The following is a 23,057-nucleotide window of genomic DNA, read 5'->3' on the forward strand; positions in this document are numbered from 1 at the left end:
TCTTCCCCTTCTTGCTGGCTGCATCGCCGCGAGACCTGCTGCGTGTGAGCGACATACTAGTCGACTTCGATCAGCGATGCTTTCTTTGGATCGTACACATATCGCGAAATCGTGCCGTCCTTGATCCTATCGACCACTTCATCGATGATGTGTAGTGGGACTAAGAACCACTCTTTCGGTACAATTGGAATTCCCAACCGGTCGTTGACTGCAACGTTGAGTCGAGCGGTATCGAACACGCGGTGGATGAGATTTTCCAGCTTCGTTCGATTTATGTTGTAGAGCTCATACGTGGCGAGGATCTCGACATCGGCCATTAGAAATGTGGGATCGAGCTTGGCGTTCGCGATACGGCGCTTAACATCTCCGCTCGTGACACCGATTTTGTGAATGAGTTCTCGATTTTCAGCGATGGATGGTAGCTCTGATCTGCTTCGCAATACATAGATAGTTCCACTAGCGAAGTCTTCCTCAGCCCGTTCGCCCGAAAACAGAGGTCCGGCACTTGGCTCGGTTATCCTGCGACCTGCTTCGTCCTTATAAAGGGCGCGCTGCAAAGAGCGCAGGAGGAGGTTGCTCTCGGTGCCATTTGAATAGATGAGTCGCAATCGTGCATCATATTCTCCATTAGGCGCTTTGATTGCTTCGCCCACAGCCGCAACGTAAGCGGTCTGTCCGCCCAGGATAAAGAACTGACCTTCTTTGATCTCTGCCTTCAAGAAGCCAGCGTCTTTTACGAAGGGGCGGGTTGTTCGAACGCCAGTCTCAAGTTCACGTTTTGCCTGGTCGAAAAGCGGTCGAAACAGCTCGAAGTCTTCGCAGCGTTCACGGTTTGCGATTTCCTCGGCGGCACGTTTTTCAGCGCTTGAACGCACGTGACGCAACTCCGCCACGTTGGGACTTGCCGCTTCAACCCCAAGTTCCGCCAGAAGCGCATCATCGTCCAAGTCGTCAATTGCCATCGGAGCAACTTGCCCTCCGGCACTCAGCAAATCAAAGCGGTCTATAGGCGCCAGCAGAGCGTGAAATTCTGCCATTGTGCGTAGCCGTTCTAAACGGACCGCATAGATGCGCTCGAAAATATCGTTCTCTTCACCGTGTTCGGGTGAATGACCCTGCTCATCAACAAAGCGGACTATCTCCTCGAAGCCCGCGATAACCCGCTCCTGCACTGGAGTAAGCGCTGAGATCTTCTTTGTCTCAACTTCAACCCCTAGTTCTGCCAGCAGGGCATCATCATCATCCGTGAATTCAACCATTAGCGGCCTCAGCTTTCATTCGGGCCAGATATGCTACTCCTTCGGCCATACGCTTCTCCCAAGGATCAGCGCTTGTGATGGAGGGAAGCCGACCGCGCTCATGCTTGAACTTCAATGCGCGCTTCGCGAGATCGCGTGCCTCTTCAGGGCTCATCGAGACTTTCCGAGCCGAGATGATTGCAGCAACTTGCTTTAGGCTATCTTCGCTCATGGTCTTGGCGAGGATCGCGTAGGCTTCGCCGAACGGATTGATGCTATCGATCAAATCGATATCAAGATCACGGACGTCGGTGACGTACTTACGCACGCCATCTATCAACGCGGTATTCGCCTTATCTGACACTCCAGAACTAAGGACGCCTTCCTTCGCTTTTTGTACTAAGTTAAGTGCGGCCACAGCGTGCTGGCGCACAGCCTCCTGGTCCTCTTCATCAAGCTCGGGATAGCGATCTCGAATGATTTTCCCCATGCGGAGCTGCGTCAGCTCCTCAGGCAGAGTATCTCCGCCTACATGTTCACCGTCGAAAAGTCCGCGTTCCAATGCCTGCTTGTCTTGCACGAAAGCTGTGATGACCTCGTTTAAGTCCTCTTGGCATATGCGGTTTGCCTCATTTGATTTTGGCTCAACGAGACCGAGGATTTCCACTTGGAATTGCCCTGTGGCTTCGTTGAAACCGACATTGCATCTAGCAGGATCGTAGCCTTCGTTTCCGTACTCAAAACCCGGAACGGCCTCATTCGTAGGCTTCTTGGGAGTAAAGGTGAAGCGCGGAGCCAGGACCTGTTCCATCAAAAGGCTGGCGGCTATGGCCTTGAGCGTATCGTTTATTGCCTCTGTCACCGCCTCTTCAGACGCATCTGGTTCGGCAATGAGATTTGTGAAGCGCGCACTTTCTTTTCCAGGCGCATCTCTTGTTGCTCGGCCTATGATCTGAACGATTTCTGTCAGGCTTGAGCGGTAGCCGACCGTCAGCGCATGCTCGCACCAAATCCAGTCGAAACCCTCTTTGGCCATGCCGAGCGCGATGATGATGTCGACATAATCTCGATCTGTCTTCATTTCAGGAGCGCGCAAGCTCGCCTGAACGCGAGCTTGCTGCTCAGGGTCAACGAGATCCGCGATTTTTAGGGTACGGCCATCCTTGGTCACGACAATTTGGAATCCGGTCTGCGGATCAGTGCCTTGCCAGGTGCCGAGCTCATGAATGATGTGTTCGACTTCCTTTATCTTGTCTTTGGTGCTTTCGCGCGAGTTCACATTGGGAATGTGCACAATGGTTTTCTCGGCGGGGTCGAGCACTTTCAAAATGTCGTCGACGTAGGAGTTTGCGTAGAAGTAGTAGCCGATATGCAGCGATTTCAGGTACTTGTACCCATTGAGCTGCTGGTAGTAGGTATAGGTGACGGTGTCGAAGCGCGCCTCATCTTCAGGCATCAGCACAGCCTCGGCATCCCCGCGAAAATACGAGCCGGTCATCGCGACAATATGAACTTTGTCGCGAGCAATGAACTGCGCCAGGTGCTGGCCCAACCTGTTATCGGGATTAGCCGACACATGATGAAATTCATCGACGGCAATGAGTCGGTCATCGAACGCCTCAACACCAAACTTCTCCACTGCGAAGCGGAAAGTCGCATGCGTGCAGACTAAAGCCCTGTCGTCGCTTTCAAGGAAAGCTGAGACCGAGTTGACCTTGCCACCGTTGTCTGATCCGGGAGCATTGCAGAGGTTCCACTTTGGCTCAACGATCCAGTCATGGGCAAAGCCGTGCTTGCTCAGTGCCTCACTGTCAAAACTAACACCAATCGATTTTTCAGGGACGACAATGATGGCCTGGCGGAGGCCTTGGTTGTGCAACTTATCGAGCGCTACGAACATCAGGGCGCGACTTTTTCCGGACGCTGGCGGTGACTTGATCAGCAGATACTGCTCGCCACGCTTTGCATAAACGTCCACCTGCATAGGACGCATACCCATCTCATTGGCTTGCGTTGAGCTGCCATTCTGAGCGTAGGTAACGGATACGGACGGAACGTTTGTCGATTTCATTTGGAGTATTCTTTCGCTGTAATATTGCCTTTTTGCCACGCTTCTTCAATTAAAGCATTATCAGCCAAGAAAAATTCTCCGCCAAGCGAATTTCCATCGGGCTGTCTACAGAGTATTTCCTGCATTTTCCGCTCACCGGCCTTTGCATGGTCTGAAGTAGGATAGGCTTCAAACCCTGAGGCAAGACCAGAATACATGACCTCCCATTCAAAGGCGCAGCGAGGGAGGGCTCGATTGTGGTCATCGCGCCGAGTCTGCGGGCTTTTGGAGAAGCCCGCCTTTACGATTGTACGTCCATGTGCAGGTTTGCCAAGGAAGGCCTCAGTGTCCCCCAGTAGCCGAAGGATATAAAGGTGCTTCGGGCCCTCAGATTCTTTGGTGACGAACGGGTTTTGGGAAACTGGCCCAGCCTTGCTTGGCGCGAGCACTTCCTTCGCAGCCCCAACAGCGGAAGCGATAATCGGGTTCTCACCATAGACATCGACTTCCTGCAAATCGAGCTTGAGAATTCTGAGAGCCTCTTGGCGCGAGAGCTTAACCCCACGTGCGCCGATATGCTGCCAAGCTTTGGTCGCCGTGGCTTCTGGGGCGAACGCTTCGACATCCAGCCGAGATTCCGGAGTGACCCGCCAAGCCCGCGTCGCTTTGACGGCAAAATTCCACTTTCCAGCGTTTTCGGAATTGCGCTCTTTTGCATTCCATTCATTGGGAGACATAAACTGGCGGGCATGACCAATTTGGTGTGAACACTGCTGAATGCCTATCACCTTACCCCAGAGGTCTTTGCTCGCTTTGCCAGCACCGTAGATGACCACAAGCGCTCCGGGCTCACTGTCGTCGAGAAAGCTCCGCCTGCGCCCTTCGTCGGTAAATCCAAGAAAACCCCATTTTTCAGGGCGGAACCCATAGAAGCTCGTAAGCCAGACATTTGGCGGCTCACGATAGATCGCCTGCATGGGTGACATTATATCGCTTGGTTCGTGCAGATCTTCGAAGCGCTGAATACTTCCGTAGGTTTGCACGATAAGGGACGGGTCAGACGTCATCATCTTGTTGCCAGGCAAGTCCCAACCGTGGATTTCGAACATATTTCGGAAGCTGCCGTAGAAATCATTGGCAACTTTTTGGATGGCCTGGGCATCGCCGCCGGGCCGGTATTTTGTGCCCTCCGCCACTAGCGCCCCCACTGATCGAAACGACGCAAAAGCAGGCGGGCTGTGATCAAGCTGATCTGCAAACGGAAGGTGGCATCCTCCTCTTCCGAGAGCCCTGGATGACCGCCATGCGGATGCATCCGGCTCATGAGGCCCTGTACATATTGCGGTTTTTGGTTGTTCTCATTCCACTCGTTGTATTGGCTCAACAGGAAGGGCGGCTGGATATTACCCAAGAAGTCACGCTTGACTTTGCCGTCTCCCTGACCCTGATATCCGAGGGCATCAGCGATCTCATTGAGATAACTCTCGAAGAAGTTGCGTAGTGCACCATTTGCAGAGGCCCATTCGCCTCGACCGAACGCAGACATCGCCTGTCGCAGATGTCCACGAGCAACAACCAACCCATGCCGGTCGAGCAACAGCTCAACCTCGTTTCCGGCCTCTCGGAAATCCAGTTCCGGAATATCACCAGGCAGCATTCGGACAAGCCGTACCGTGATTTCGGTCGTACTTTGCCGCCACGGGTACTCCGGCTCGGTCTCTGCCCGCTCTTCAACAACTTCGAAGCCATCAAATCGCAATCCAGCGATAAGCTTCTTCCAACCAAGGGTATTCTTGGTGCTCGGAGGTGCAAGAATTGCAGCCTCGATGAGGGTGCGAGCAATCGGCACCATGCCATCGATAGTCATCACCTCAAGCTGCTCATCGGCGGCAATTCGCGCCAAGTCCGCAATGCGGGCCGACTTACTTGAACCCGCGCACCGGCCTGATATGCCCCATTGGACCTCTAGAACTTCCATGTCGCTGTGGGAATGAAAGGCTGCCAGTACCTCGGCAGCAGCAACCATGGTCATGCGATTAAATGCACTCATGCCGCCTCCTTGAAAGCCGCTACTTTCTCCCGGAGAAACACCATGGCATTCCACTCAGTATTGAATTGAACGTGGCTTTTTACGGCTATTCGATAGTGATTGCGGAGATCTTCTGCGACTTCCAACGCATCCAATCCCAAGAGTGCGTAGCCCTCCTGGCGCGCGCTGAAGACCTCCTCATAGTCCGGCGGAAAAGCATGTTCGCTTGCAGCCGAGATCGCCCGGCTGGTGCTCCTTGCCTTGTTGGGCAATGCCAGAGCCCTATGCATTAGGGGTTCAGGCAGGCTTCGCCAGGAAATGTCTTCGGGAAATTCCAGGGGAGCCGGTGCTTCAACCTGAGGTTCACAATATTCCTCGCCGGACTCGGTTCTTCCTGCGGGGCGCCCATATGCGGTGCCATCATCAAAGACAACGCTGACGCAAGCATCTGCGTATTCTTCCAAGATGCAGATTAGTCGTATCGCGGAGAACGAGCCGTCACGACGGTGTTGCAGGCGGGAAGTCCATACCTCCTTAGCGGTCGTAATAGCACTCCCGACGAGAACACCGAGCAATCCGATAAGGGCCTCAATCATGCCGCCCCCTTGGTCTTGGTCATTTTGGTGTAGAGCTCAAAGAGCTTTTCTAGCCGCTCGGTGTCATTGCGAAAGCGGCGTCCGATATAGATACGCTCCAGTACTTCATCATTACGCTCATGGGCAGCGCGCAAATTGCCCGGCATGCTTTCGGGGTCATAGAGATCGGCAATGGTTGCCGGATAATGCGCCTCTCTCGCTAAGAGGATATCCTCAGCGCAACGCGTCAGATCCGCCTTATCTTTTTCAGTGAGCTTAGGGACCGGAAATGTGTTCCAACCAAGGGTGTTAGAGTAGGAGAAATCTGTACGCATTCGTACACACACAGCCCCAATCCAAGACCAATGCAGTCGTGATGCAATGATTGAAAAATTCCAAAGCGGTGCATCGCACAGAGCGAAATTTCTGTCGCCCACGATTGTGTTTTTGTCGAAATAACCAACGGGCAATATGTCTCTATTCTCTGAGCTAACCCTCGGCACAACAATACAATCTTGGCTGCAAATACCTTGTATCTGTCGAAACTTGTGTGGATACGCCGCATATTCACGTGTGGAAGATGCACTACTTTCAAGGCGCATACGACGGACCCCCTCCATACGCACTTGGAGTTCCGGAATCTCCGAAGCTTTATCTACCTCATCGTCTTCAATCCAAATGCAATATCTCTGAATGCCGTTGATTAGCTCTTGGGCCCCCACAAACTTTTTGACATATCGATCTGCTTCCGGTGACGAAATATGCAATGCTAACTTTTCAGACTCGCTGAGCAGTAAATTGCCACCGTCCGTGGGCATATTGCCGCGTATCATGAAGCCCCGGTCGTCAGCTGCTTTGGATCTGGGCTCCACAATGATTCGTTGTCCTGGGATCAGATAAGCATTGATGTTGCTTACCCTTCGAACGGCAGTTTTTCCGTCCGTATCAGTATCAAAGAGGCTCCTGATCCTGCCGTCCTCCGCACCCACACCAACAATCACAACTGTTACGCCAGCGTTATGACTCGCAAGATTCGCCCATTTGAAAGAAGTATATGCAAAATATATATCCATCTTCTTTCGATAGATGAGCGGCCACAGAATTGGCACTTGTTCACCTTGGCAAATTGAGTTGGTACTCACGAAGGCGAATGTGCCTTTTGTGTGCTGAAAATAATCTGAGGCCAAGAGGAACCAACACGCCACGAGATCGAGAGAGCGCCAAACCTTGGTATGTGGCTCGAACACATGACAAACGTCGTCCTTCTGCTCAGCAGTTTGCTTCGCGCTACCAACGTACGGCGGGTTCCCGCAGATATAGGTTTCGCCTCCCTCGTTTTCGAAATCTATCTGCGCCTGGTCGAGGGGCGTATTGAAGAGATCGTCGCCATGCATTTTTACCCCGGTGCCGGTTGGCGGACAAATGCTTAGCCAATCGAGCCGGAGCGCGTTGCCACAAGTTATCCAGTTCTGCGCATCCAAGGGCAGAAACTCAGCCAAAGCTTCCTTCTGGCCACGATAAAGCACATCGCATTGGAACTCCGCGATGATTAGTGCGAGCCGAGCAATTTCAGCTGGAAAGTCTCTCAGCTCGATCCCACGGAAATTGGTGAGCGGGATTTCCGTGCGTCTATCATCTTCGCCACGTCGCTTGTTGATCTCGGCCTCGATGGCTCGCATCTCTTTGTAAGCGATGACGAGAAAGTTGCCTGAACCGCAGGCGGGATCAAACACCCTGATGCGTGCCATTCGATTGCGCAGATTCAGTAGTTTGCGCCCGTTGTCACCGGCCTCTTCCAGTTGAGCCCCGAGATCGTCAAGGAAGAGAGGGTTGAGCACCTTCAAGATGTTCGGCACGCTGGTATAGTGCATACCGAGCGCACCACGCTCGTCGTCGTCGGCGACGGCCTGGATCATCGAGCCAAAAATGTCCGGGTTGATCTTGGTCCAGTCGAGACTACCAATATGTAGCAGGTAGGTTCGCGCGATTTTGCTGAAGCGCGGCACCACCGTACTGCCTGAAAACAGGCCGCCGTTGACGTAAGGGAAGCCATCGGCCCAGCGTGCAAGGCTTACGGCGTCTTTCTCGGACGTCTTGGTGTTCATCGCGCGAAAGATTTCGCTGATCACTTCGTGAGTGTTTGAAGAATCCTTCGCGCTCATGCGCGCAACAGTGTCGGTGAATCTGTATGAGGGATGAAAGATGTCCGTATCTTCTGCGAAAAAGCAGAAGATCAAGCGGGCCATGAAATGGTTCATCTCCGGCCGCTTGGCTGAGGTGCCCCATTCCGGATTGTCTTTGAGAAGCTGGATGTAGAGGCGATTCAGCCGCCCGGTCGCCTTGATGTCGAAGGCACTTTCGCGAACCTGTTTGACCGTCGAAATCCCAGCGAGTGGTAGGAAAAAACCAAAATGGTCCGGGAAATCGCTGTAGGCACAAGCAACAGTTTCACCGTTGATAATGTCCTCAGCCTCAAACTCCTTCCCATCTGTGGCGAGAATAAATTTTGCTTTGGCGCTGGCCGTCCTGGGGCTTTCACGCAGCGCGCGCAGCGTCTCGCTAACCTGTCCTTCCGGACTAACTGAAATATGGATGTTATTGGTTTGTAGCACTCCGCCCAGATCGGACTTATTCGATGTGCCCGAGCGCAGGCGCTTCAGCGTCGTTTCCTTGTTCCCGAAGGCTAACAAGAAAGCGTATGGGAACTCAGCCGGGTCAAACGGCTGTTCAGCCAGGGCTGAGCTAGCTTCTTCGATCTCAACAGCGTTCATAACACTTCTCTTGCGCTCAGTCGTTCCGAAGCGTTTCGACTGTTGTCGCTCGTGAACTTAGCAGGCGCGTCGGGATATCAAAGCTGCCGATCGCAGATATCCCAAACTCATGGTCCTCGTCGGTGGGTGAATAGGTGTGAAATTGTTCTGCGAGAAGTCTGCCCTCACGGCGTGTGTGGGGGAGCAACCTCGTCATTTCCTGTCACACTAGCGTCACAGCGGTCGAGGAAACCATTGCTTTCAACCGCGTCGAACGATAGTTCTACAAAAATAGAAATTGCCAGTAGTGCAGGAATTACAGTGACTTAGACGATGCTCGGCACTGCGCGCCCGTAGCTCAGCTGGATAGAGCACCAGACTACGAATCTGGGGGTCAGGAGTTCGAATCTCTTCGGGCGCGCCACTATGCTAGCTATCTAGCTAGCAATCGGGCTGAAAATTCGCGAAATTGCTGTTTCTATCGCTGGTGCGCTGGCAGCAACCGCTCTCTAAACGGTCGTTTCGGTTGCGTCTTCGGCTTCCCGTTAGCTGCCGTTTCAGTGCAAGCACGGCCGGATGGGGCCTATGATCACTCTTTTCACGCAATTGCGTCGGGGGAAACGTGCATCCAAAAACGTGGGCGAACGTCAGCCACGGTTAGGTGAGCCATGCCCGACGACGAGCAATGCGTTTTCAAAGTTTCCACTTAAACCCCACTTGCGTTTCCGACAGGGTCCAGAGCCGTTCCATGACATGCTTGTCGTAGGCGTGGGGATGCAGCGTGCCCTTGCCGACCGGACCCACGAATTCCGCGCGCCCGGTTGGGCCGTAAAGTGCGCGCTGCTCCAGACCATCCTGGGTGGCGCACATGACCTCCGGCCATGAGCCCTTCTCAGCGGACTGGACCATGGGCGTCATGGCCATCAGGCTAAACATCAACCGCGTTATCCAATTGCCGCTCGTGGTGATGAGCGAGGTGTGCGAGGAGCCGGGATGGCAGACATAGACTTTGACCTCGGTTCGGCCCGCTGCAGCCAGACGGTCCTGCAGTTCATAGGCGAACATCATCTGCGCCAGCTTGCTTTGTGAGTAGGTCCTGTTCTGGTGGTAATTGCCGTCCCAGTTCATGTCGTCGAACTGGATCGTCCTGATGCCCATATTGTAACCCAGGCTGGAGACGACGACGATCCGGCCCCTGGTTTGCGCGATCCGTTCGAACAGCAGACCGCAGAGCAGGAAGTGACCGTAATGGTTGGTGCCCAGCATGCTCTCATGGCCGTCCTCGGTCAGCGTCTGCGTGGGCACCTGCGCGATGGCGGCGTTGCAGATCAGGGCGTCGATGCGGGAAACGGTCTCCAGCACGCGCGCGGCCGCATTGCGTACGCTGGCGAGCGAAGCGAGGTCCATGCGAACAAAGCTGACATCCGCGCGGGCACCGAATTCCTGCCTGAGCGCCGCCACCGCAGCCTCTGACTTGTCGGCCGAGCGGTTGAGCATCACCACACTGGCGTTTTTCTTGAGGAGCGTGCGCGCTGCCTGGAAACCTGCCCCGGCGTTCGCACCGGTGATGAGATAGGTCTTGCCGGTGAGGTCGCCGAGGCGCTCGGGGGTCCAGCCTTGCGGTCCAAATGTCGTATCAGCCATTGCGTTCTCCTGCCAGCATGGGCGTGGTGTCTTTTCAAGAGAACAGATAGCCCTCCCCGACAGCCGAAAACATGCGCGATCTTGGCGAAAACTTGCCTGATCGTCTCAACCCCATTGCAAATCGACAATTTCCTTGTCAGCGTGACGGCATGAACAAGGAACAGATCAAGCAGCTGATCGATCGCCGCCTTCCCGAGGCCGGACTGGTGGACACCGCGCTCGGGGGCGTGCAGCTCTTCCGGGTGTGCAAAGCCGTACCCTGCGTGCCTGCGGTCTATGAGCCAACCATTGTCGCGATTGTCAGCGGGGCCAAGGAAGCCGTGCTGGACGGCGAGCATCACGTCTATGACAGCAGCCGGTACCTGCTGTGTCCCATGACACTTCCCATTGAGGCGGGTTCGCCGCAGGCTTCGGCTGACAATCCACTGCTGGGCGTCACGATCTCTCTGGACCCACGGCTGATGCGAGAAATTGCCATGGAAATGGAGAGCATATCGCCTGCCGTCCGCCGGTCCGACGCCTCAAGTTCGCAGGCTTTGGCCCTGTCGCCATGGGATGCCAATTTCACGCAAGCGCTGTTCCGCCTGCTGGAGCTGCTCGATAGCCCGATGGACAGCGCGGTGCTCGGTCCGGGCCGCCTGCGTGAACTTTACTATGCCGTGCTGAGGGGCGAAGCGGGTGCTGTTGCGCGGCGCGCCTTCGGGGTTGGCAACGAGATCGCACGGACCATCGACTATCTGTCCAGCCGCCTGAACGAACCGGTCACCATCGACGATATGGCCGCGCACGTCGGCATGAGCCGGGCCGTGTTTCACCGCCGGTTCAAAGAGGCCACGACGCTGTCCCCGATCCAGTTCGTGAAGTCGATGCGGCTGAACACGGCGGCAATGAAAATTGCCAGTGGCAGAACGGTGTCCGAGGCCGCCTGGGATGTCGGCTATCAAAGCCCATCCCAGTTCAGCCGCGAATTCAAGCGCATGTATGGCCAGTCGCCCCGCGTCTGGACGCAGCTTTCCGTGGGCAGCGCGTAGACCAAGCGGTACAGGTGGTCCCTGAACAGCAAACGAGAGGCGAAGTCAGCGCCAGCTTGTGGCGGCTGCCAAAGCCAGCTCCAGGCTCGGGAGTTCAGGGTGCCAGTGCTTCTCCCATTCCAGGCTGATTGCAGGCGCGCTTGTCCGCTCATCTAGGAGTAGTTCAAGCAGAATACTGACAGGAAAATCGCCTTGGCCGGGCAGCACGTAGCGGCGCTTTCCGTCGGTGATGATGCTGTCCTTAACGTGGACGTGGGCAAGTCGCTGACCGATGGTTTCATAGGTGGCTGCCAGATCGTTGCCTGCGGCCCATGTGTGATGAGTATCCCACAATATGGGAATGGTCGGGAGGCGATTGCAGAATGCCTCGAGTGCCGGATGGGCGCAAAGCACGCCATGCGTTTCGATGAGGAGACGAACCTGAATTCCCTGCTCGGCTCGCATCGTCTCCCATTGTTCGTAGCGTGCCTGGGCGCCGTCGAGCAGCCCTGCATCGAGAGCATCACCGTCTCCATCGAACACGCGCAGAAACCGTGCTGCAGCGGCGTCAGCCCAACGCGCCAACTCTTGCAGCTCTTGGAAGTCGAAGGCGTTGCCGATCAGGCGGTGCGAACTACCCACGACCGGAATCGCGACACCTGTGTCCGCGAGATACGCCGTCAGTTCCTCGGGGTTGCCAAATTCCTGGCCGAGAACGGCCGGCAGGTCATTGCTGCCGGAAACCGTGCGGACCTCCACCATGGAAAGGGCCTGGGCCTGCGCGAGCTCAATGGCTTGATGCAGGGAGAGCTGGGGGCAGCCCAAGGTTGAGAAACAGTTGACCAGTGACATCAGGCAATCCTGTCGAGTGATTGTTCGATGACTGGGTCGAGCGGAGGCATGCCATTGGCGAAGCGTTCGATCTCGATCGTCGCTGCGGTCGCCAGGCCATGCATTTCATTGCCCATGGCCCCGGCGATATGTGGGGTGAGGACCAGATTGGGCAGATCGTAGAACGGGCTCTCGGGTGGAAACGGTTCTGGGTCAGGGGTGTCGATCCAGGCTCGGATGCGACCGGTCTGGAGCTCTGAGAGCAAGGCATCATGATCTACAAGCCAGCCGCGTGCGGTGTTGATGAGAACTGTGTTGTCGCGCATCAGCGCCAGTTCCCTGGCCCCGATCATATGACGCGTTTCAGGCAGAATCGGCGCGTGGAGCGACACTGTATCAGCCCACTCGATCAACTGATCGAGTTCCATCTTCTGTGCTCCCATCGCCGCCATGTCGGGCGCGCTGGCGAATGGATCGTACACGCTCACCGCGTAACCGGAGCGCACCAGCATCTGGATGACGAGACGGCCAATTCTGGACGCGCCGACAATGCCTATACGGCGCTCGTAATTGCCCAGATGAGAGACATCGAGCTGGATGCGCGAGCCGAAACCCTGGGTGCCGCGTCTCTGGCGATTGATGTCTCGAAAGTTGATGACGTCCTTGCCGGTCATGATGATGGCCGCGAAAGTGAATTCAGCGACAGGAACGGCCATTGCCGCTACCGCTGAGGTAATGGTTATGCCGGAACGCCAGAAGGCGGGCGTGGTAATCGCGCGGATGGAGGCGGCGGCATAGGCGACAAATCGCAGGTTCGGCGCCTGGGCTAGAAGCTTTTCGTCGAGCGGCGGCGCCCCCCAAGCGCCTATAATGACCTCTGCATGCTGCAGAAGCTGGGAGGCCTCCGGCGTCGTGAAATCCGTAAAGGAATTGGGTGAGAGAATTTCCGCTGCAGCGTTCAGCCGGTCCCATTGCTTTGTGCCGAAAAAGCGTGGCACGAGGCCTTCGTTCATGGCGAAGATCAGTTTCGGTTTGGCTGAAGGATCGGAAGGCATGAGTGCTCGCTGGGCAAGTGGGGAGGGCTACGTCACGAGTGCGACAGGTTGTTGGTGGAGGACGCCGGCCGGAGCGGCGCCCTGCCACTGCTGAACCAGTTTCGGGTCCACCAGTGCGCCCTTGTGGCCGATGACGATGCCGGCGGTGCGGTGGGCAGCGGTGGCGGCTTCGCGCAAGTTCTGGCCCGTGAGGCGGGCAGAGAGATAGGCGCCGTTGAAGCTGTCGCCGGCGCCGGTGGCGTCCACGACGTTGGCGTTGACCGGTGGGGCTATACGAATGCGCTCATTGGCCGTGGCAATCAGCGCTTCCTTACTGCCATCCTTGACCACGACTTCCTCGACGCCGAGTTCGAGATAGCGGTCGGCCGTGTCGTCGATGGTCTGGTCGCCGAAAAGGGGTGCCTCATCGGTATGGGTGGGCAGAACGATGTCGCAGAGGCTCGCGGCGGCGGTGAGGACGCCGGCCATGACGCGGGGGCTCGACCACAGCGCGGGCCTGAGATTGGTATCGAAGGCGATTCTGGCGCCATTGTCGCGCGCCTTGACGATGGCGCCGAGCAGGCGGCCGCGGGCGCGGGGGGCGAGGATGGCCAAGGTAATGCCGGAGAAATAGACCAGTTCGGCCCCTTCGACGGCATTGGCGAGGGCGGATTTGTCGTCGGCCAGAAGTTTTGCAGCGGAGCTGTCGCGCCAATAGGTGAAGTGCCGGTCGCCCTTTTCCTTGTGGATCATGTAGAGGCCAGGACGGCGATCATGAATGGTCTGGATGTGGCCGGTGCCGATGCCGTTGTCGTCGAGGAAGGCGCGGATATCGCTTGAGTAGCGGTCCTGACCGAGAGCGGTGACATAGTCGACGGACCAGTCCTTGCCGAGCAGGGCGCGGAGGTACCAGGCGGTGTTGAGCGTGTCACCGGCATAGCCGAGACGATAGGTGCGGTCTTCACCGCCGCTCATCTCGATCATGCATTCCCCGATTGAGACGATGCGTCTTGGGAGGGGTTGGTTGTCTATCATCGCTGGTCAGCCTGCCGCGGTGTACGCCGTCTTGACCACGGTGAAGAATTCGGCGGCATATTTGCCCTGCTCGCGCGGGCCGTAGCTTGAGCCCTTGCGGCCGCCAAAGGGCACGTGGAAGTCGACGCCTGCGGTCGGCACATTGACCATCACCATGCCGGCCTCGGCATTGCGCTTGAAGTGCGTCGCGTATTTCAGCGAGGTGGTGACGATGCCCGCACTGAGACCGAACTCGGTGTCATTGGCCGTGGCCAGCGCTTCCTCATAATCCTTGACCTTGATGACCGCGGCGACAGGCCCGAAGATTTCCTCGCGGGCAATGCGCATCTGGTTGGTCGCGCCGACAAACAGCGCCGGCTGCAGGAAGTGGCCTTCGGTCTCCGCATTGACGCGATTGCCGCCAGCGCGCAGTTCGGCGCCTTCATTGCGACCGATCTCGATATAGTCCATGTCCTGCTTGAGCTGGCTGGGATCAACCACCGGGCCGATTTCGGTGTCCTTTGCCAACGCATCGCCCACGCGCAGGTTCTTGGTCCGCTCGCTCAGGGCCTCGACAAACTTGTCGTGGATGCCCTCGGTGACGATGACGCGGCTCGAAGCCGTGCAGCGCTGGCCGGTCGAGAAGAAGGCCGACTGCGCCACGGTCTCCACGGCCACCTTGAGATCGGCATCGTCGAGCACGATGGTGGGGTTCTTGCCGCCCATTTCGAGCTGGAACTTGCGGCCATGTTCGATCGAGGCCGCAGCAACGCGCTTGCCGGTGCCCACCGAGCCGGTGAAGCTGATGGCATTGACATCCTTGCTGTCCAGCATGGTCTGGCCAACCACCGAGCCCTTGCCCATCACCAGGTTCAGTACCCCCTTGGGCAGGCCGGCGCGGACGAGAATATCGACAATCGCCCAGGTCGAGCCCGGCACCAGATCGGCCGGCTTGACCACGACCGTGTTGCCATAGGCCAGCGCCGGGGCGATCTTCCAGGCCGGAATGGCGATGGGGAAGTTCCACGGCGTGATGATGCCGATCACCCCAAGCGGCTCGCGGGTGATTTCCACACCCACGCCCGGCCGCACCGAGGGCAGTACCTCACCAGCCAGGCGCAGCACTTCACCAGCGAAGAAATCAAAAATCTGGGCGGCGCGGGTCACCTCGCCAATGCCCTCGGGTAGGGTCTTGCCCTCTTCGCGGCTCAGAAGCTCGCCCAGTTCCTGCTTGCGGGCCGTGATCTCGTCGGCGGCTTTGCGCAGAATGGCGTGGCGCTCGAGGATGCCCGAACGCGACCAGGCCGGAAACGCAGCCTTGGCCGCCGCAATCGCCTGCTTGGTTTCCTCTGCCGTGGCCCGAGCGTAAATCCCCACCACTTCCTTGAGATTGGAGGGGTTGATGTTTTCAACCCCATCAGTGCCGACCCATTCGCCGTCGATCAGGTTCTTGTGCAGTTCGGTCATGAAAGGCCTTGTGAAATGTGCGTTTGTGATGAAGCGGTCGGAATTGGATCGAAGCGGTCTAGTAGTTCCAGACTGTGCCATCTTCCAGCCGGACCACGGGGTGGCTGCCTGGCTGATAGTCGTAGCGCTCGGCTTCCTTCTCATCGAAATCAACGCCGAGTCCGGGCGCGTCGCTGACATGGACCAGGCCGTTTTCCATTCGGTGGTTCGATGGGAACAGCGCTTCACATTCGGGCGTCCCAAGCACGAGGTATTCCTGAATACCGAAGTTGGGCGCCCATGCATTGAGATGGGCTTGAGCGGCCATGGATATTGGTGAGTGGCTGGGCGCGCCGTGAAAGCCAGTGCGCACATTGTGGAGCCCGGCCAGATCCACGATGCGCTTCACATGCGTAATGCCTCCAGCATAGGTGACAGCCACGCGGATGAAGTCGATCAGTTCATTCTCGATCAGCCGGTTGCAATCCCAGATCGAGTTGAACACCTCGCCAATGGCAATCGGTGTGGTCGAATGCTGGCGGATCAGTTGCAAGACGTCCTGGTTCTCGGCAGGCGTCGGGTCCTCCAACCAGAAGAGCCGCGTTGGCTCCACCGCCTTTGCCAGTTCGGCAGCTTCCCGAGGCGTGAGCCTGTGATGCACGTCGTGGAGTATCTTGAGCTCCGGCCCGAAACGCTCGCGGATCGCAGCGAGCGCATCTGGCATGAAGCGCAAATATCGGTCCGTGTCCCAAATTTCGATCTTGGGCCGAATGCCCTTGTAGCTGGTGATGTAGTTTCGGGTGTTGCCGCGCTTTTCCGGTGTGGCATAGCTGGCGCCTGGCATGCCGGGAATGCCACACTGAACGCGCACGGCCTTATAGCCTTCCTCGACATAGGCAGAGATCGAGTCCATCAGGTCTTCCAGATCAGCGCCCGTGGCATGAGCATAGACCATTGCTCCTTCTCGGCTCTTGCCGCCAAAGAGCTGGTAGAGGGGCATGTTGGCCAGCTTGCCCTTGATGTCCCACAGCGCCATGTCGATGGCGCCGAACGCCGCCATGGCGATGGGTCCGCGCCGGAAATAGGCGCCCCGGTAGAAGAACTGCCAGATATCCTCGCTGTTGCGCGGATCCATGCCGATCAAATTGGGGATCAGATAGTCCTGCAAATAGGCGGCCGGCAGGGTTTCGCGATTATTCAGGGTCGCGTCACCAAGACCGTAGATGCCCTGATCGGTCATGATCTTGAGCGTGACGTAGTTCTTGGCAGGACCGCCGACGAACACTTTTGCGTCGCTGATCTTCATTGTGTCGGCTCCTGTTCAGAAAGATGGTGGATATCGGTCCAGTTGCCGTTCTGGCGGATGATCTCGATGATGTGCTGATACCGGCTGCCTTCCCTGAATGTGGGATAGGACTCGACCCTCTCGCCTTGGATGTCTCGGACGAACTGTCGCGCCAGATAGTGCCAACACTGTTCGGTCTCGCCGGACACCTTGGGCGTATCGGCGTCGATGTCTGCCGGCAGGGGCTGCTCCTCCCATCGCCGAGCTTGATCCCAAAGATAGAGCGGCCCGGTACCATAGTGACCCTTGAGGTAGATCGCCCCCTTGGTGCCGTAAAAGACAATATGGTCCTCGTGAAAGCGGGGGACGAGACCGCCATGCTTGAACAGCACCGAAACGGGCTTGGAGGCGAAGGCGCACTCAATGCGGGCCATCACCGTATAGGACCACTCGACATTGCTTTCGCCCCATTGGAGATTGGGATCGTCGAGGTTCCTGGGCATGAAATCACGACGCGTGGCAAAATTATGCACGCCCTCGATAATCGGCGCTCGACCCAGATCGTCGCGCACTTCCCCGGCCACATTGGTAACCCTGTCACCGATCACCGAGGTGACGATGGAAAGTGTGTGAGTGAAGTTGTTGTTGAGGCGTCCGCCGCCATCTTCCTTGCGGTGTGACCACCCGTGGGGGATCTCGCGCTCCAGGTTGAAATGCGAGATGCACTCTACCTCCGTGGGTTCGCCGATGGCGCCGGCAGCCACGAGGCGCCTGGCGTGCCTGACGCCAGGGGTGAAGCGGAAACTCGCTGCATATGCTGTCTTGACGCCCGCGGCCCGCGCCAGCGCAAAGAGCTCGGCTGCGGTCCCCGCGCTTTCGGTCAAAGGCTTGTCACTGAATACGTGGCAGCCGGCATTGATGGCCTGCTTGATCGGCTCGTAGTGTGCTCCGCCCGGCGTTGCGATTGAGACGATGTCAGGCTGGCAGTGGGCAAGGGCATCGGTCCAGTCCGTTCCAGTGTAGGGGATGTCGAGCCTTGCGCCCACGTCGCTGACCACGCTGGCGGTCCTGCCTACGATGCCGACCACATCAGCACCCGCCCAACGGAAGGCCGCCGTATGGCCTTCGCCGGCAAAGCCGGTGCCCATGACCAGCACCCTGGCTCGTTTCTCGGCAGTTTGTGCAGACATGTCGGCGCACCTTTTTGATCTATTGAGCTGATCCCGGGAGAGCGGGCCGCCCCAGCTTGGGATTGGACGGTCGCACTTTGGGTACACTTCCCGCCAACGCCGTCACAATCCTTCAAAATGCCGATGTTGTCAAAATTTGTATTGCAACACAAATTTTGACAAGTTAAGGCTTGGACACCACCCCCGCAGAGGGGCGCAAAAAGGAGGACGCATTCAAATGACGCATTTCCGCAATCTCAAACTGGCCGGCGCGACAGCGCTCGCTGCCATGAGCATGGTCTTTGGTGCCGGCGCCGCCGAATGGCGGGGCCGGAATATCCACGTGGAGGATTATCCCGTCTCGATTGCCATGGAATCGTTCATGGCGGAGGTGACTGAGAAGACCAATGGCGAGCTCGCCGGCACCGTCTTCCATGCCGGCGTGCTGGGCGACCAGCCGGACGCCATCGAGCAGACCCGTCTCGGCATCATGGATTTTGGCGTTTTCAGCCTCGGGCCCATGGGGCAGGCTGTGCCGGAAACCAACGTCGTTTCACTGCCCTTCATCTTCAAGAGTATCGATCAGATGCATCGCCTGATGGACGGTGAAGTCGGCGCCGAAATCGATAAGGGCCTGCAGGCCAAGGGCATAGTGGCGCTGGGCTGGTATGACGCCGGTGCGCGTTCGTTCTACAACTCGCAAAAGCCGATCAATACCCCCGAGGACGTCGCGGGCATGAAGATCCGCGTCATGAGCAATGATCTGTTTGTTGGCATGGTCGAGGCCATGGGTGGCAACGCAACACCGATGGCGTTTGGCGAGGTGTACCAGTCGCTTCAGACCGGTGTGGTCGATGGCGCGGAAAACAACCCGCCCTCCTATGAATCGACCAACCACTATGAAGTGGCCCAGTATTATTCCTTGTCCGAGCATCTGATCATCCCGGAATGCCTCTGCATGAGCAAGAAGACCTGGGATTCGTTGACCGCCGAACAGCAGGAGATCGTTCTGGCAGCCGGTCGTGCCAGCGCCGACTATCAGCGCGAGCTGTGGGCCGAGCGTGAACAGGCCAGCATGGACGTGATCAAGGCCGCGGGCACCGAGGTCAACACGGTGGCTGACAAGGCGCCTTTCCAGGCGGCAATGACCGAGGTCTACAACAAGTTCCTGGCCGACAATCCGGAACTGACCGATCTCGTCAACATGATCCGCAACGCTGAGTAATTCTCAACCTGCCGCGGCCAGTCCCCGGCCGCGGCTCCGTCAAAGGAAGCGCTTCGTGGTACAGCAGTTTGGTTTTCGTGCCGCCCTTGAGGGCATGCTTTCTGCGTTAAGTCGGGCCTGCATCGTTCTGGCCTCCATTGCCCTTCTGGTCCTGATTGTGTCCTTCGGCTGGCTCGTCTTTGGACGATATGTGCTGAACGTCACGCCAACCTGGGTCGAGCAGTCAGCTCTGCTGCTGATCGTCTACATCACGTTTCTGGGGGCTGCCTCCGGCGTCTTCGAGGACAGCCATCTTGGCGTCACCTTTATTCGTGACGCGCTGCCGCAACCGCTGCAGAGCTGGGTGGTGATTTTGACCGATATAATATTGGCCGCCTTTGGCCTGATGATGCTGCTCGCAACGATCGAGCTGTTCCAGTTCGGTTGGTCGACCAAGCTGCCCATGCTGGGTATCCCCGAAAGCGTGCGAACGCTTCCCTCCGTCATATGCGGCGGTCTCATCTTCATCTTCGCAGGATCGCGCGCCGGCCTCGCCATCTTCGACCAGTTTGCGCCGGCATCGAACAAGGGGCGCGTGTAATGGGTCTTGCAGTACTTTTGGGCGTCTTCGCGGGCGCTGTCCTTTTGGGAATGCCCGTCGCATTTGCCATGGGCATTGCGGCAGCGATCACCTTCGTTTTCGAAGGCTTTCCGCTCCTTTTGACCTTTCAGCGGGCCACCTCGGGCATCTCGGTGTTTTCACTGCTGGCCATCCCCTTCTTCGTCTTTGCTGGCGAATTGATGCTGCATGGCGGGCTGGCCAAACGCCTGGTCGACTTCGCGTCGGCTCTGGTCGGCCGCGTGCGCGGCGGCCTGGCAAGCGTCAACATCTTCTCGAGCATGCTGTTCGGTGGCATTTCCGGCTCTGCCGTGGCTGACATCTCGGCGCTTGGCTCCATCCTTATTCCCGTGATGAAGGAGAAGGGCTACAGCGGCGACTACGCCACCAATGTCACGGTGACGTCCTCGATTGCCGGCATCGTCATTCCGCCGAGCCACAACATGATCATCTATGCGATCGCGGCTGGCGGCGGGATTTCGATTTCGCAGTTGTTCCTGGCGGGCGTGGTGCCGGGCATTCTGATGTGCGTGTGCCTGGCCATTGCGGCCTATGTGATCGCGGTCAAGCGCAACTATCCGTCCGAACCGTTCCCGGGTTGGGGTGCGCTGCTGGTCGCGGCCGTGGCCGCGCTGCCTGGGTTGTTCACCGCTGTGATCATCGTTGGCGGCACGCTTTCGGGCATCTTCACCGTAACCGAATCCGGAGCATTCGGCGCTATCTATGCTCTGGTTCTGACGGCCATTGCCTACCGGACGCTGAGCTGGAAATCATTCCGGATTGCGGTCGTTTCATCCATCAAGACGACGGCGATGGTGATGATCCTCATCGCTTTTGCCAGCTCGTTCGCCTATCTGCTCGCGCTCTACCAAGTGCCCGCATTGCTGAGCAATGCGCTCACTTCCATATCCGACAATCCGCTCGTCATTTTGCTGATGATCAACATCATCCTGCTCATGCTGGGTATGATCATGGACATGGCGGCGTTGATCCTGATCTGCACGCCGATCTTCTTGCCGATCGTTAAAAACCTCGGCATGGACCCCACTCAGTTTGGCATCATGCTGCTGGTGAACCTTGGGCTGGGCCTGTGTACCCCGCCGGTTGGAACCTGCCTGTTCGTGGGCTGCGCGGTGGGCAAGGTGCGGATCGAGGATGCCGTTCGCACGATCTGGCCGTTCTATCTCGCCATTCTGGCCGCCCTCGTGCTCGTCACCTATGTGCCGGCAGTGTCGCTGACCCTTCCATCCCTCTTCAAATAGCATCGTCACGCGCCGGTCCGTGGACCGGTGCGAACCAATCGGAGCCTGACATGTCCCTCTCCCAAGCCACTCGCGACAAGCTGATGAAGGTCTCGACGGCCACCCTGACCACCGCACTGTTCAAGCGCGGCTTCAAGAACATCTATATCCAGAATGTGCACCGGCTGCGGTCCGGTCCGAACATGGTCGGAGAAGCCTATACCTTGCGCTACATTCCTGCGCGGGAGGATCTCGATGGCTTGGAGTCCTTTGCCGATCCTGCACATGCCCAGCGCAAAGGTGTAGAAGAGTGCCCGTCAGGGGCGGTCTTCGTCATCGACTCGCGGCAAGATGCCAGCGCAGCTTCTGCAGGATGCATTCTCGTGACGCGCCTGATGAAGCTGGGTTGTGCCGGTGTCGTCACGGATGGCGGGTTCAGGGACTCGCCGGAGATCGCGGCGCTCGACATGCCGAGCTATCACGCCCGCCCGAGTGCCCCGACCAATCTGACCAAGCATCATGCGGTTGCGATCAATGATCCGATTGCCTGTGGCGGAGTGTCGGTGTTCCCAGGGGATGTTGTGGTTGGAGACAACGAAGGTGTAGTGTGCATACCAGCGCATCTGGCAGACGAAGTTGCGGACGAGGCGGCGGAGATGACCGTGTTCGAGGATTTCGTGTTGGAACAGGTGCAGCAGGGAAGCACCATCATCGGCCTCTATCCGCCCACGCGCGAAGAGTCCCGTGAACTGTACAAGCAATGGCGGACAAACAACGGGCGATGAGCGAAGCAGGCAATGTCGTTGAGGCTAGAGGCGGCGGTGAACGCCGCCTCGCCGATCAGGTCTATGAGAAGATCCTGACCGCCATTATCCAAGGCGATTTTCCTGCCGGCGAAAAGCTTCCCACTGAAATGGTCTTGTGCGCGCGTTTTGGCGTCTCCCGGCCGGTGCTGAGGCAGGCCCTCAAGCAACTCAAGTCCGACGAACTCATCGTTTCCCGCCAGGGCTCTGGCTCCTTCGTCAAACGTAAACCCGACGGCGTGGTGCTGAATTTCTCTCCGGTCGGCTCGATATCAGATATCCAGAGAACCTTTGAATTCAGGGCCGCCATCGAGTCCGAAGCGGCGGCGTTGGCAGCGCAGCGTCACAGCCTGGAGGATCTTAAGCGGATCAAGGAGGCCCTTGCGGACCTGGAGCGCTGCGTGAAGACGGGCGAGGTGGGCGCCGGCGCTGACGAGGCCTTCCACATGGCTGTATGTGCCGCCTCGGGAAACCACTATTTCGAAAATGCGCGCAGCTCGATGAAGTCGCAGATCGTGCTGGCAATGACGTTGAACCGCCAGTTGTCCCTGGCCAGTCCCGAAACGCGACTGCTCAAGGTGCAAGAAGAGCACGAGCAGATCTATGAGGCTATTCGCTCCGGGAACCCCCAGGCCGCCTACAAGGCGATGCGCGATCACATCGAGAGCGCCCGGAGACGCGTTTTCGATGGCGTGGAACTGGGCGGATCCAGCGACCGTCAGATGTAGCGGGCCCCGCCGGGACGGGACCCCTTTGGCTCAGAGAAAGTCATCGCGCCGCGGCGTGAACGCATCAATCAGCCGACCGGCTTCCAAGGCGACGCAGGAATGAACCACATTGGACGGGATGAGCATCGCATCACCGGGTTCGAGGATTTGCGCGTCGTCGCCCACCGTGAACTCGAAGCGTCCTGACATCACATAGGTCGTCTGCACATGCGGATGATTGTGCGGCAGCCCTTCCCCTCCCTTTTCGAAGCGAAATTCAACCATCATAAGTTCGGGGCTCTCGGCCAAGATCCTGCGCTCCGCGCCGGGTCCTGACACGGTCCATTTTGCCGTGGCTTCCTTATCAACCTGCATCGTTGTCTCCTTGTTTCGCCGTTCTGTTTCCAC

The 23,057-nt window shown here is 57.7% G+C and carries 20 protein-coding genes and 1 tRNA gene; 7 read left to right on the plus strand and 14 right to left on the minus strand.

Translation table 11 applies throughout. The features are described 5' to 3' along the window. Window positions 1-56: 56 nt before the first annotated feature. From ACE4RL_RS06145 to ACE4RL_RS06170, 6 genes are read right to left on the minus strand one after another with little or no spacing between them, the layout of a single operon-like run. Window positions 57-1,259, minus strand: coding sequence for a GIY-YIG nuclease family protein (locus ACE4RL_RS06145; protein ID WP_375599629.1), 1,203 nt, complete (start codon window positions 1,257-1,259; stop codon window positions 57-59). Continuing rightward, a complete protein-coding gene (locus ACE4RL_RS06150) occupies window positions 1,252-3,309 on the minus strand; it encodes a DEAD/DEAH box helicase (protein ID WP_375599630.1) in 2,058 nt (685 codons plus the stop codon). Before ACE4RL_RS06150 ends, ACE4RL_RS06145 begins: the two co-directional genes overlap by 8 nt. Continuing rightward, a complete protein-coding gene (locus ACE4RL_RS06155) occupies window positions 3,306-4,484 on the minus strand; it encodes a hypothetical protein (protein WP_375599631.1) in 1,179 nt (392 codons plus the stop codon). The genes ACE4RL_RS06150 and ACE4RL_RS06155 overlap by 4 nt, the downstream gene beginning before the upstream one ends. Beyond that, window positions 4,484-5,338, minus strand: coding sequence for a hypothetical protein (locus tag ACE4RL_RS06160; RefSeq protein ID WP_375599632.1), 855 nt, complete (start codon window positions 5,336-5,338; stop codon window positions 4,484-4,486). The genes ACE4RL_RS06155 and ACE4RL_RS06160 overlap by 1 nt, the downstream gene beginning before the upstream one ends. Next, window positions 5,335-5,913: a hypothetical protein gene (locus tag ACE4RL_RS06165; RefSeq protein WP_375599633.1), complete on the minus strand. Its 579-nt coding sequence runs from the start codon at window positions 5,911-5,913 to the stop codon at window positions 5,335-5,337. The genes ACE4RL_RS06160 and ACE4RL_RS06165 overlap by 4 nt, the downstream gene beginning before the upstream one ends. Beyond that, entirely contained in the window at window positions 5,910-8,663 is a 2,754-nt protein-coding gene (locus tag ACE4RL_RS06170) for a class I SAM-dependent DNA methyltransferase (RefSeq protein ID WP_375599634.1), read from the minus strand. The genes ACE4RL_RS06165 and ACE4RL_RS06170 overlap by 4 nt, the downstream gene beginning before the upstream one ends. Before the next feature lie 326 nt (window positions 8,664-8,989). Between ACE4RL_RS06170 and ACE4RL_RS06175 the strand changes: the two genes are divergently transcribed. After that, window positions 8,990-9,066: transfer RNA gene (locus tag ACE4RL_RS06175), tRNA-Arg, on the plus strand. Window positions 9,067-9,335: 269 nt separating this feature from the next. Here ACE4RL_RS06175 and ACE4RL_RS06180 read toward each other — a convergent pair. Then, window positions 9,336-10,286, minus strand: a complete 951-nt coding sequence (locus ACE4RL_RS06180) for an SDR family oxidoreductase (RefSeq protein WP_375599635.1) — start codon at window positions 10,284-10,286, stop codon at window positions 9,336-9,338. Between the two features lie 149 nt (window positions 10,287-10,435). Between ACE4RL_RS06180 and ACE4RL_RS06185 the strand changes: the two genes are divergently transcribed. Continuing rightward, the gene (locus ACE4RL_RS06185; protein ID WP_375599636.1) at window positions 10,436-11,317 is read left to right on the plus strand and encodes an AraC family transcriptional regulator N-terminal domain-containing protein; all 882 of its coding nucleotides are present in this window, start codon (window positions 10,436-10,438) and stop codon (window positions 11,315-11,317) included. A 45-nt stretch (window positions 11,318-11,362) separates the two neighbouring features. Here ACE4RL_RS06185 and ACE4RL_RS06190 read toward each other — a convergent pair whose 3' ends face one another. From ACE4RL_RS06190 to ACE4RL_RS06215, 6 genes are all read right to left on the minus strand, one after another. Continuing rightward, the gene (locus ACE4RL_RS06190) at window positions 11,363-12,148 is read right to left on the minus strand and encodes a sugar phosphate isomerase/epimerase family protein (RefSeq protein WP_375599637.1); all 786 of its coding nucleotides are present in this window, start codon (window positions 12,146-12,148) and stop codon (window positions 11,363-11,365) included. After that, window positions 12,148-13,140, minus strand: coding sequence for a hydroxyacid dehydrogenase (locus ACE4RL_RS06195; RefSeq protein WP_375599638.1), 993 nt, complete (start codon window positions 13,138-13,140; stop codon window positions 12,148-12,150). The genes ACE4RL_RS06190 and ACE4RL_RS06195 overlap by 1 nt, the downstream gene beginning before the upstream one ends. Window positions 13,141-13,209: 69 nt before the next feature. Further along, complete coding sequence (locus ACE4RL_RS06200; protein WP_375599639.1) at window positions 13,210-14,196, minus strand: sugar kinase; 987 nt, start codon at window positions 14,194-14,196, stop codon at window positions 13,210-13,212. A gap of 6 nt (window positions 14,197-14,202) precedes the next feature. Beyond that, on the minus strand, window positions 14,203-15,642 hold the full coding sequence (locus tag ACE4RL_RS06205; protein ID WP_375599640.1) for an aldehyde dehydrogenase family protein: 1,440 nt from the start codon (window positions 15,640-15,642) through the stop codon (window positions 14,203-14,205). Window positions 15,643-15,700: 58 nt separating this feature from the next. Then, window positions 15,701-16,927, minus strand: coding sequence for a D-mannonate dehydratase ManD (manD, locus tag ACE4RL_RS06210; protein ID WP_375599641.1), 1,227 nt, complete (start codon window positions 16,925-16,927; stop codon window positions 15,701-15,703). Then, on the minus strand, window positions 16,924-18,096 hold the full coding sequence (locus ACE4RL_RS06215; protein WP_375599642.1) for a Gfo/Idh/MocA family protein: 1,173 nt from the start codon (window positions 18,094-18,096) through the stop codon (window positions 16,924-16,926). The genes manD and ACE4RL_RS06215 overlap by 4 nt, the downstream gene beginning before the upstream one ends. Before the next feature lie 217 nt (window positions 18,097-18,313). Here ACE4RL_RS06215 and ACE4RL_RS06220 point away from each other — a divergent pair, with 217 nt between their 5' ends. The 5 genes from ACE4RL_RS06220 to ACE4RL_RS06240 are packed head-to-tail and all read left to right on the plus strand — an operon-like array spanning window position 18,314 to window position 22,670. Continuing rightward, the gene (locus ACE4RL_RS06220; protein ID WP_375599643.1) at window positions 18,314-19,300 is read left to right on the plus strand and encodes a TRAP transporter substrate-binding protein; all 987 of its coding nucleotides are present in this window, start codon (window positions 18,314-18,316) and stop codon (window positions 19,298-19,300) included. A 55-nt stretch (window positions 19,301-19,355) separates the two neighbouring features. Then, window positions 19,356-19,880 (plus strand): TRAP transporter small permease, encoded by a 525-nt coding sequence (locus tag ACE4RL_RS06225; RefSeq protein ID WP_375599644.1) that lies wholly within the window; start codon window positions 19,356-19,358, stop codon window positions 19,878-19,880. Further along, window positions 19,880-21,160 (plus strand): TRAP transporter large permease, encoded by a 1,281-nt coding sequence (locus tag ACE4RL_RS06230; RefSeq protein ID WP_375599645.1) that lies wholly within the window; start codon window positions 19,880-19,882, stop codon window positions 21,158-21,160. The genes ACE4RL_RS06225 and ACE4RL_RS06230 overlap by 1 nt, the downstream gene beginning before the upstream one ends. Window positions 21,161-21,210: 50 nt before the next feature. Beyond that, on the plus strand, window positions 21,211-21,924 hold the full coding sequence (locus ACE4RL_RS06235; RefSeq protein WP_375599646.1) for a ribonuclease activity regulator RraA: 714 nt from the start codon (window positions 21,211-21,213) through the stop codon (window positions 21,922-21,924). Further along, entirely contained in the window at window positions 21,921-22,670 is a 750-nt protein-coding gene (locus ACE4RL_RS06240; RefSeq protein ID WP_375599647.1) for a FadR/GntR family transcriptional regulator, read from the plus strand. The genes ACE4RL_RS06235 and ACE4RL_RS06240 overlap by 4 nt, the downstream gene beginning before the upstream one ends. Window positions 22,671-22,700: 30 nt before the next feature. On the opposite strand, the gene ACE4RL_RS06245 is transcribed toward ACE4RL_RS06240, so the two are convergent. Next, the gene (locus ACE4RL_RS06245; RefSeq protein ID WP_375599648.1) at window positions 22,701-23,024 is read right to left on the minus strand and encodes a cupin domain-containing protein; all 324 of its coding nucleotides are present in this window, start codon (window positions 23,022-23,024) and stop codon (window positions 22,701-22,703) included. Window positions 23,025-23,057 lie beyond the last annotated feature (33 nt).

The sequence above is a fragment of the Devosia polycyclovorans genome (genome assembly GCF_042181575.1).
Classification (GTDB): domain Bacteria; phylum Pseudomonadota; class Alphaproteobacteria; order Rhizobiales; family Devosiaceae; genus Devosia; species Devosia polycyclovorans.

Coding starts and splice junctions, on each gene's coding strand:
- ACE4RL_RS06145 (WP_375599629.1), bottom strand. CDS start 1,259: ATGGTTGAATTCACGGATGATGATGATGCCCTGCTGGCAGAACTAGGG.
- ACE4RL_RS06150 (WP_375599630.1), bottom strand. CDS start 3,309: ATGAAATCGACAAACGTTCCGTCCGTATCCGTTACCTACGCTCAGAAT.
- ACE4RL_RS06160 (WP_375599632.1), bottom strand. CDS start 5,338: ATGAGTGCATTTAATCGCATGACCATGGTTGCTGCTGCCGAGGTACTG.
- ACE4RL_RS06165 (WP_375599633.1), bottom strand. CDS start 5,913: ATGATTGAGGCCCTTATCGGATTGCTCGGTGTTCTCGTCGGGAGTGCT.
- ACE4RL_RS06170 (WP_375599634.1), bottom strand. CDS start 8,663: ATGAACGCTGTTGAGATCGAAGAAGCTAGCTCAGCCCTGGCTGAACAG.
- ACE4RL_RS06180 (WP_375599635.1), bottom strand. CDS start 10,286: ATGGCTGATACGACATTTGGACCGCAAGGCTGGACCCCCGAGCGCCTC.
- ACE4RL_RS06185 (WP_375599636.1), top strand. CDS start 10,436: ATGAACAAGGAACAGATCAAGCAGCTGATCGATCGCCGCCTTCCCGAG.
- ACE4RL_RS06190 (WP_375599637.1), bottom strand. CDS start 12,148: ATGTCACTGGTCAACTGTTTCTCAACCTTGGGCTGCCCCCAGCTCTCC.
- ACE4RL_RS06195 (WP_375599638.1), bottom strand. CDS start 13,140: ATGAACGAAGGCCTCGTGCCACGCTTTTTCGGCACAAAGCAATGGGAC.
- ACE4RL_RS06200 (WP_375599639.1), bottom strand. CDS start 14,196: ATGATAGACAACCAACCCCTCCCAAGACGCATCGTCTCAATCGGGGAA.
- ACE4RL_RS06205 (WP_375599640.1), bottom strand. CDS start 15,642: ATGACCGAACTGCACAAGAACCTGATCGACGGCGAATGGGTCGGCACT.
- manD (WP_375599641.1), bottom strand. CDS start 16,927: ATGAAGATCAGCGACGCAAAAGTGTTCGTCGGCGGTCCTGCCAAGAAC.
- ACE4RL_RS06215 (WP_375599642.1), bottom strand. CDS start 18,096: ATGTCTGCACAAACTGCCGAGAAACGAGCCAGGGTGCTGGTCATGGGC.
- ACE4RL_RS06220 (WP_375599643.1), top strand. CDS start 18,314: ATGACGCATTTCCGCAATCTCAAACTGGCCGGCGCGACAGCGCTCGCT.
- ACE4RL_RS06230 (WP_375599645.1), top strand. CDS start 19,880: ATGGGTCTTGCAGTACTTTTGGGCGTCTTCGCGGGCGCTGTCCTTTTG.
- ACE4RL_RS06235 (WP_375599646.1), top strand. CDS start 21,211: ATGTCCCTCTCCCAAGCCACTCGCGACAAGCTGATGAAGGTCTCGACG.
- ACE4RL_RS06240 (WP_375599647.1), top strand. CDS start 21,921: ATGAGCGAAGCAGGCAATGTCGTTGAGGCTAGAGGCGGCGGTGAACGC.
- ACE4RL_RS06245 (WP_375599648.1), bottom strand. CDS start 23,024: ATGCAGGTTGATAAGGAAGCCACGGCAAAATGGACCGTGTCAGGACCC.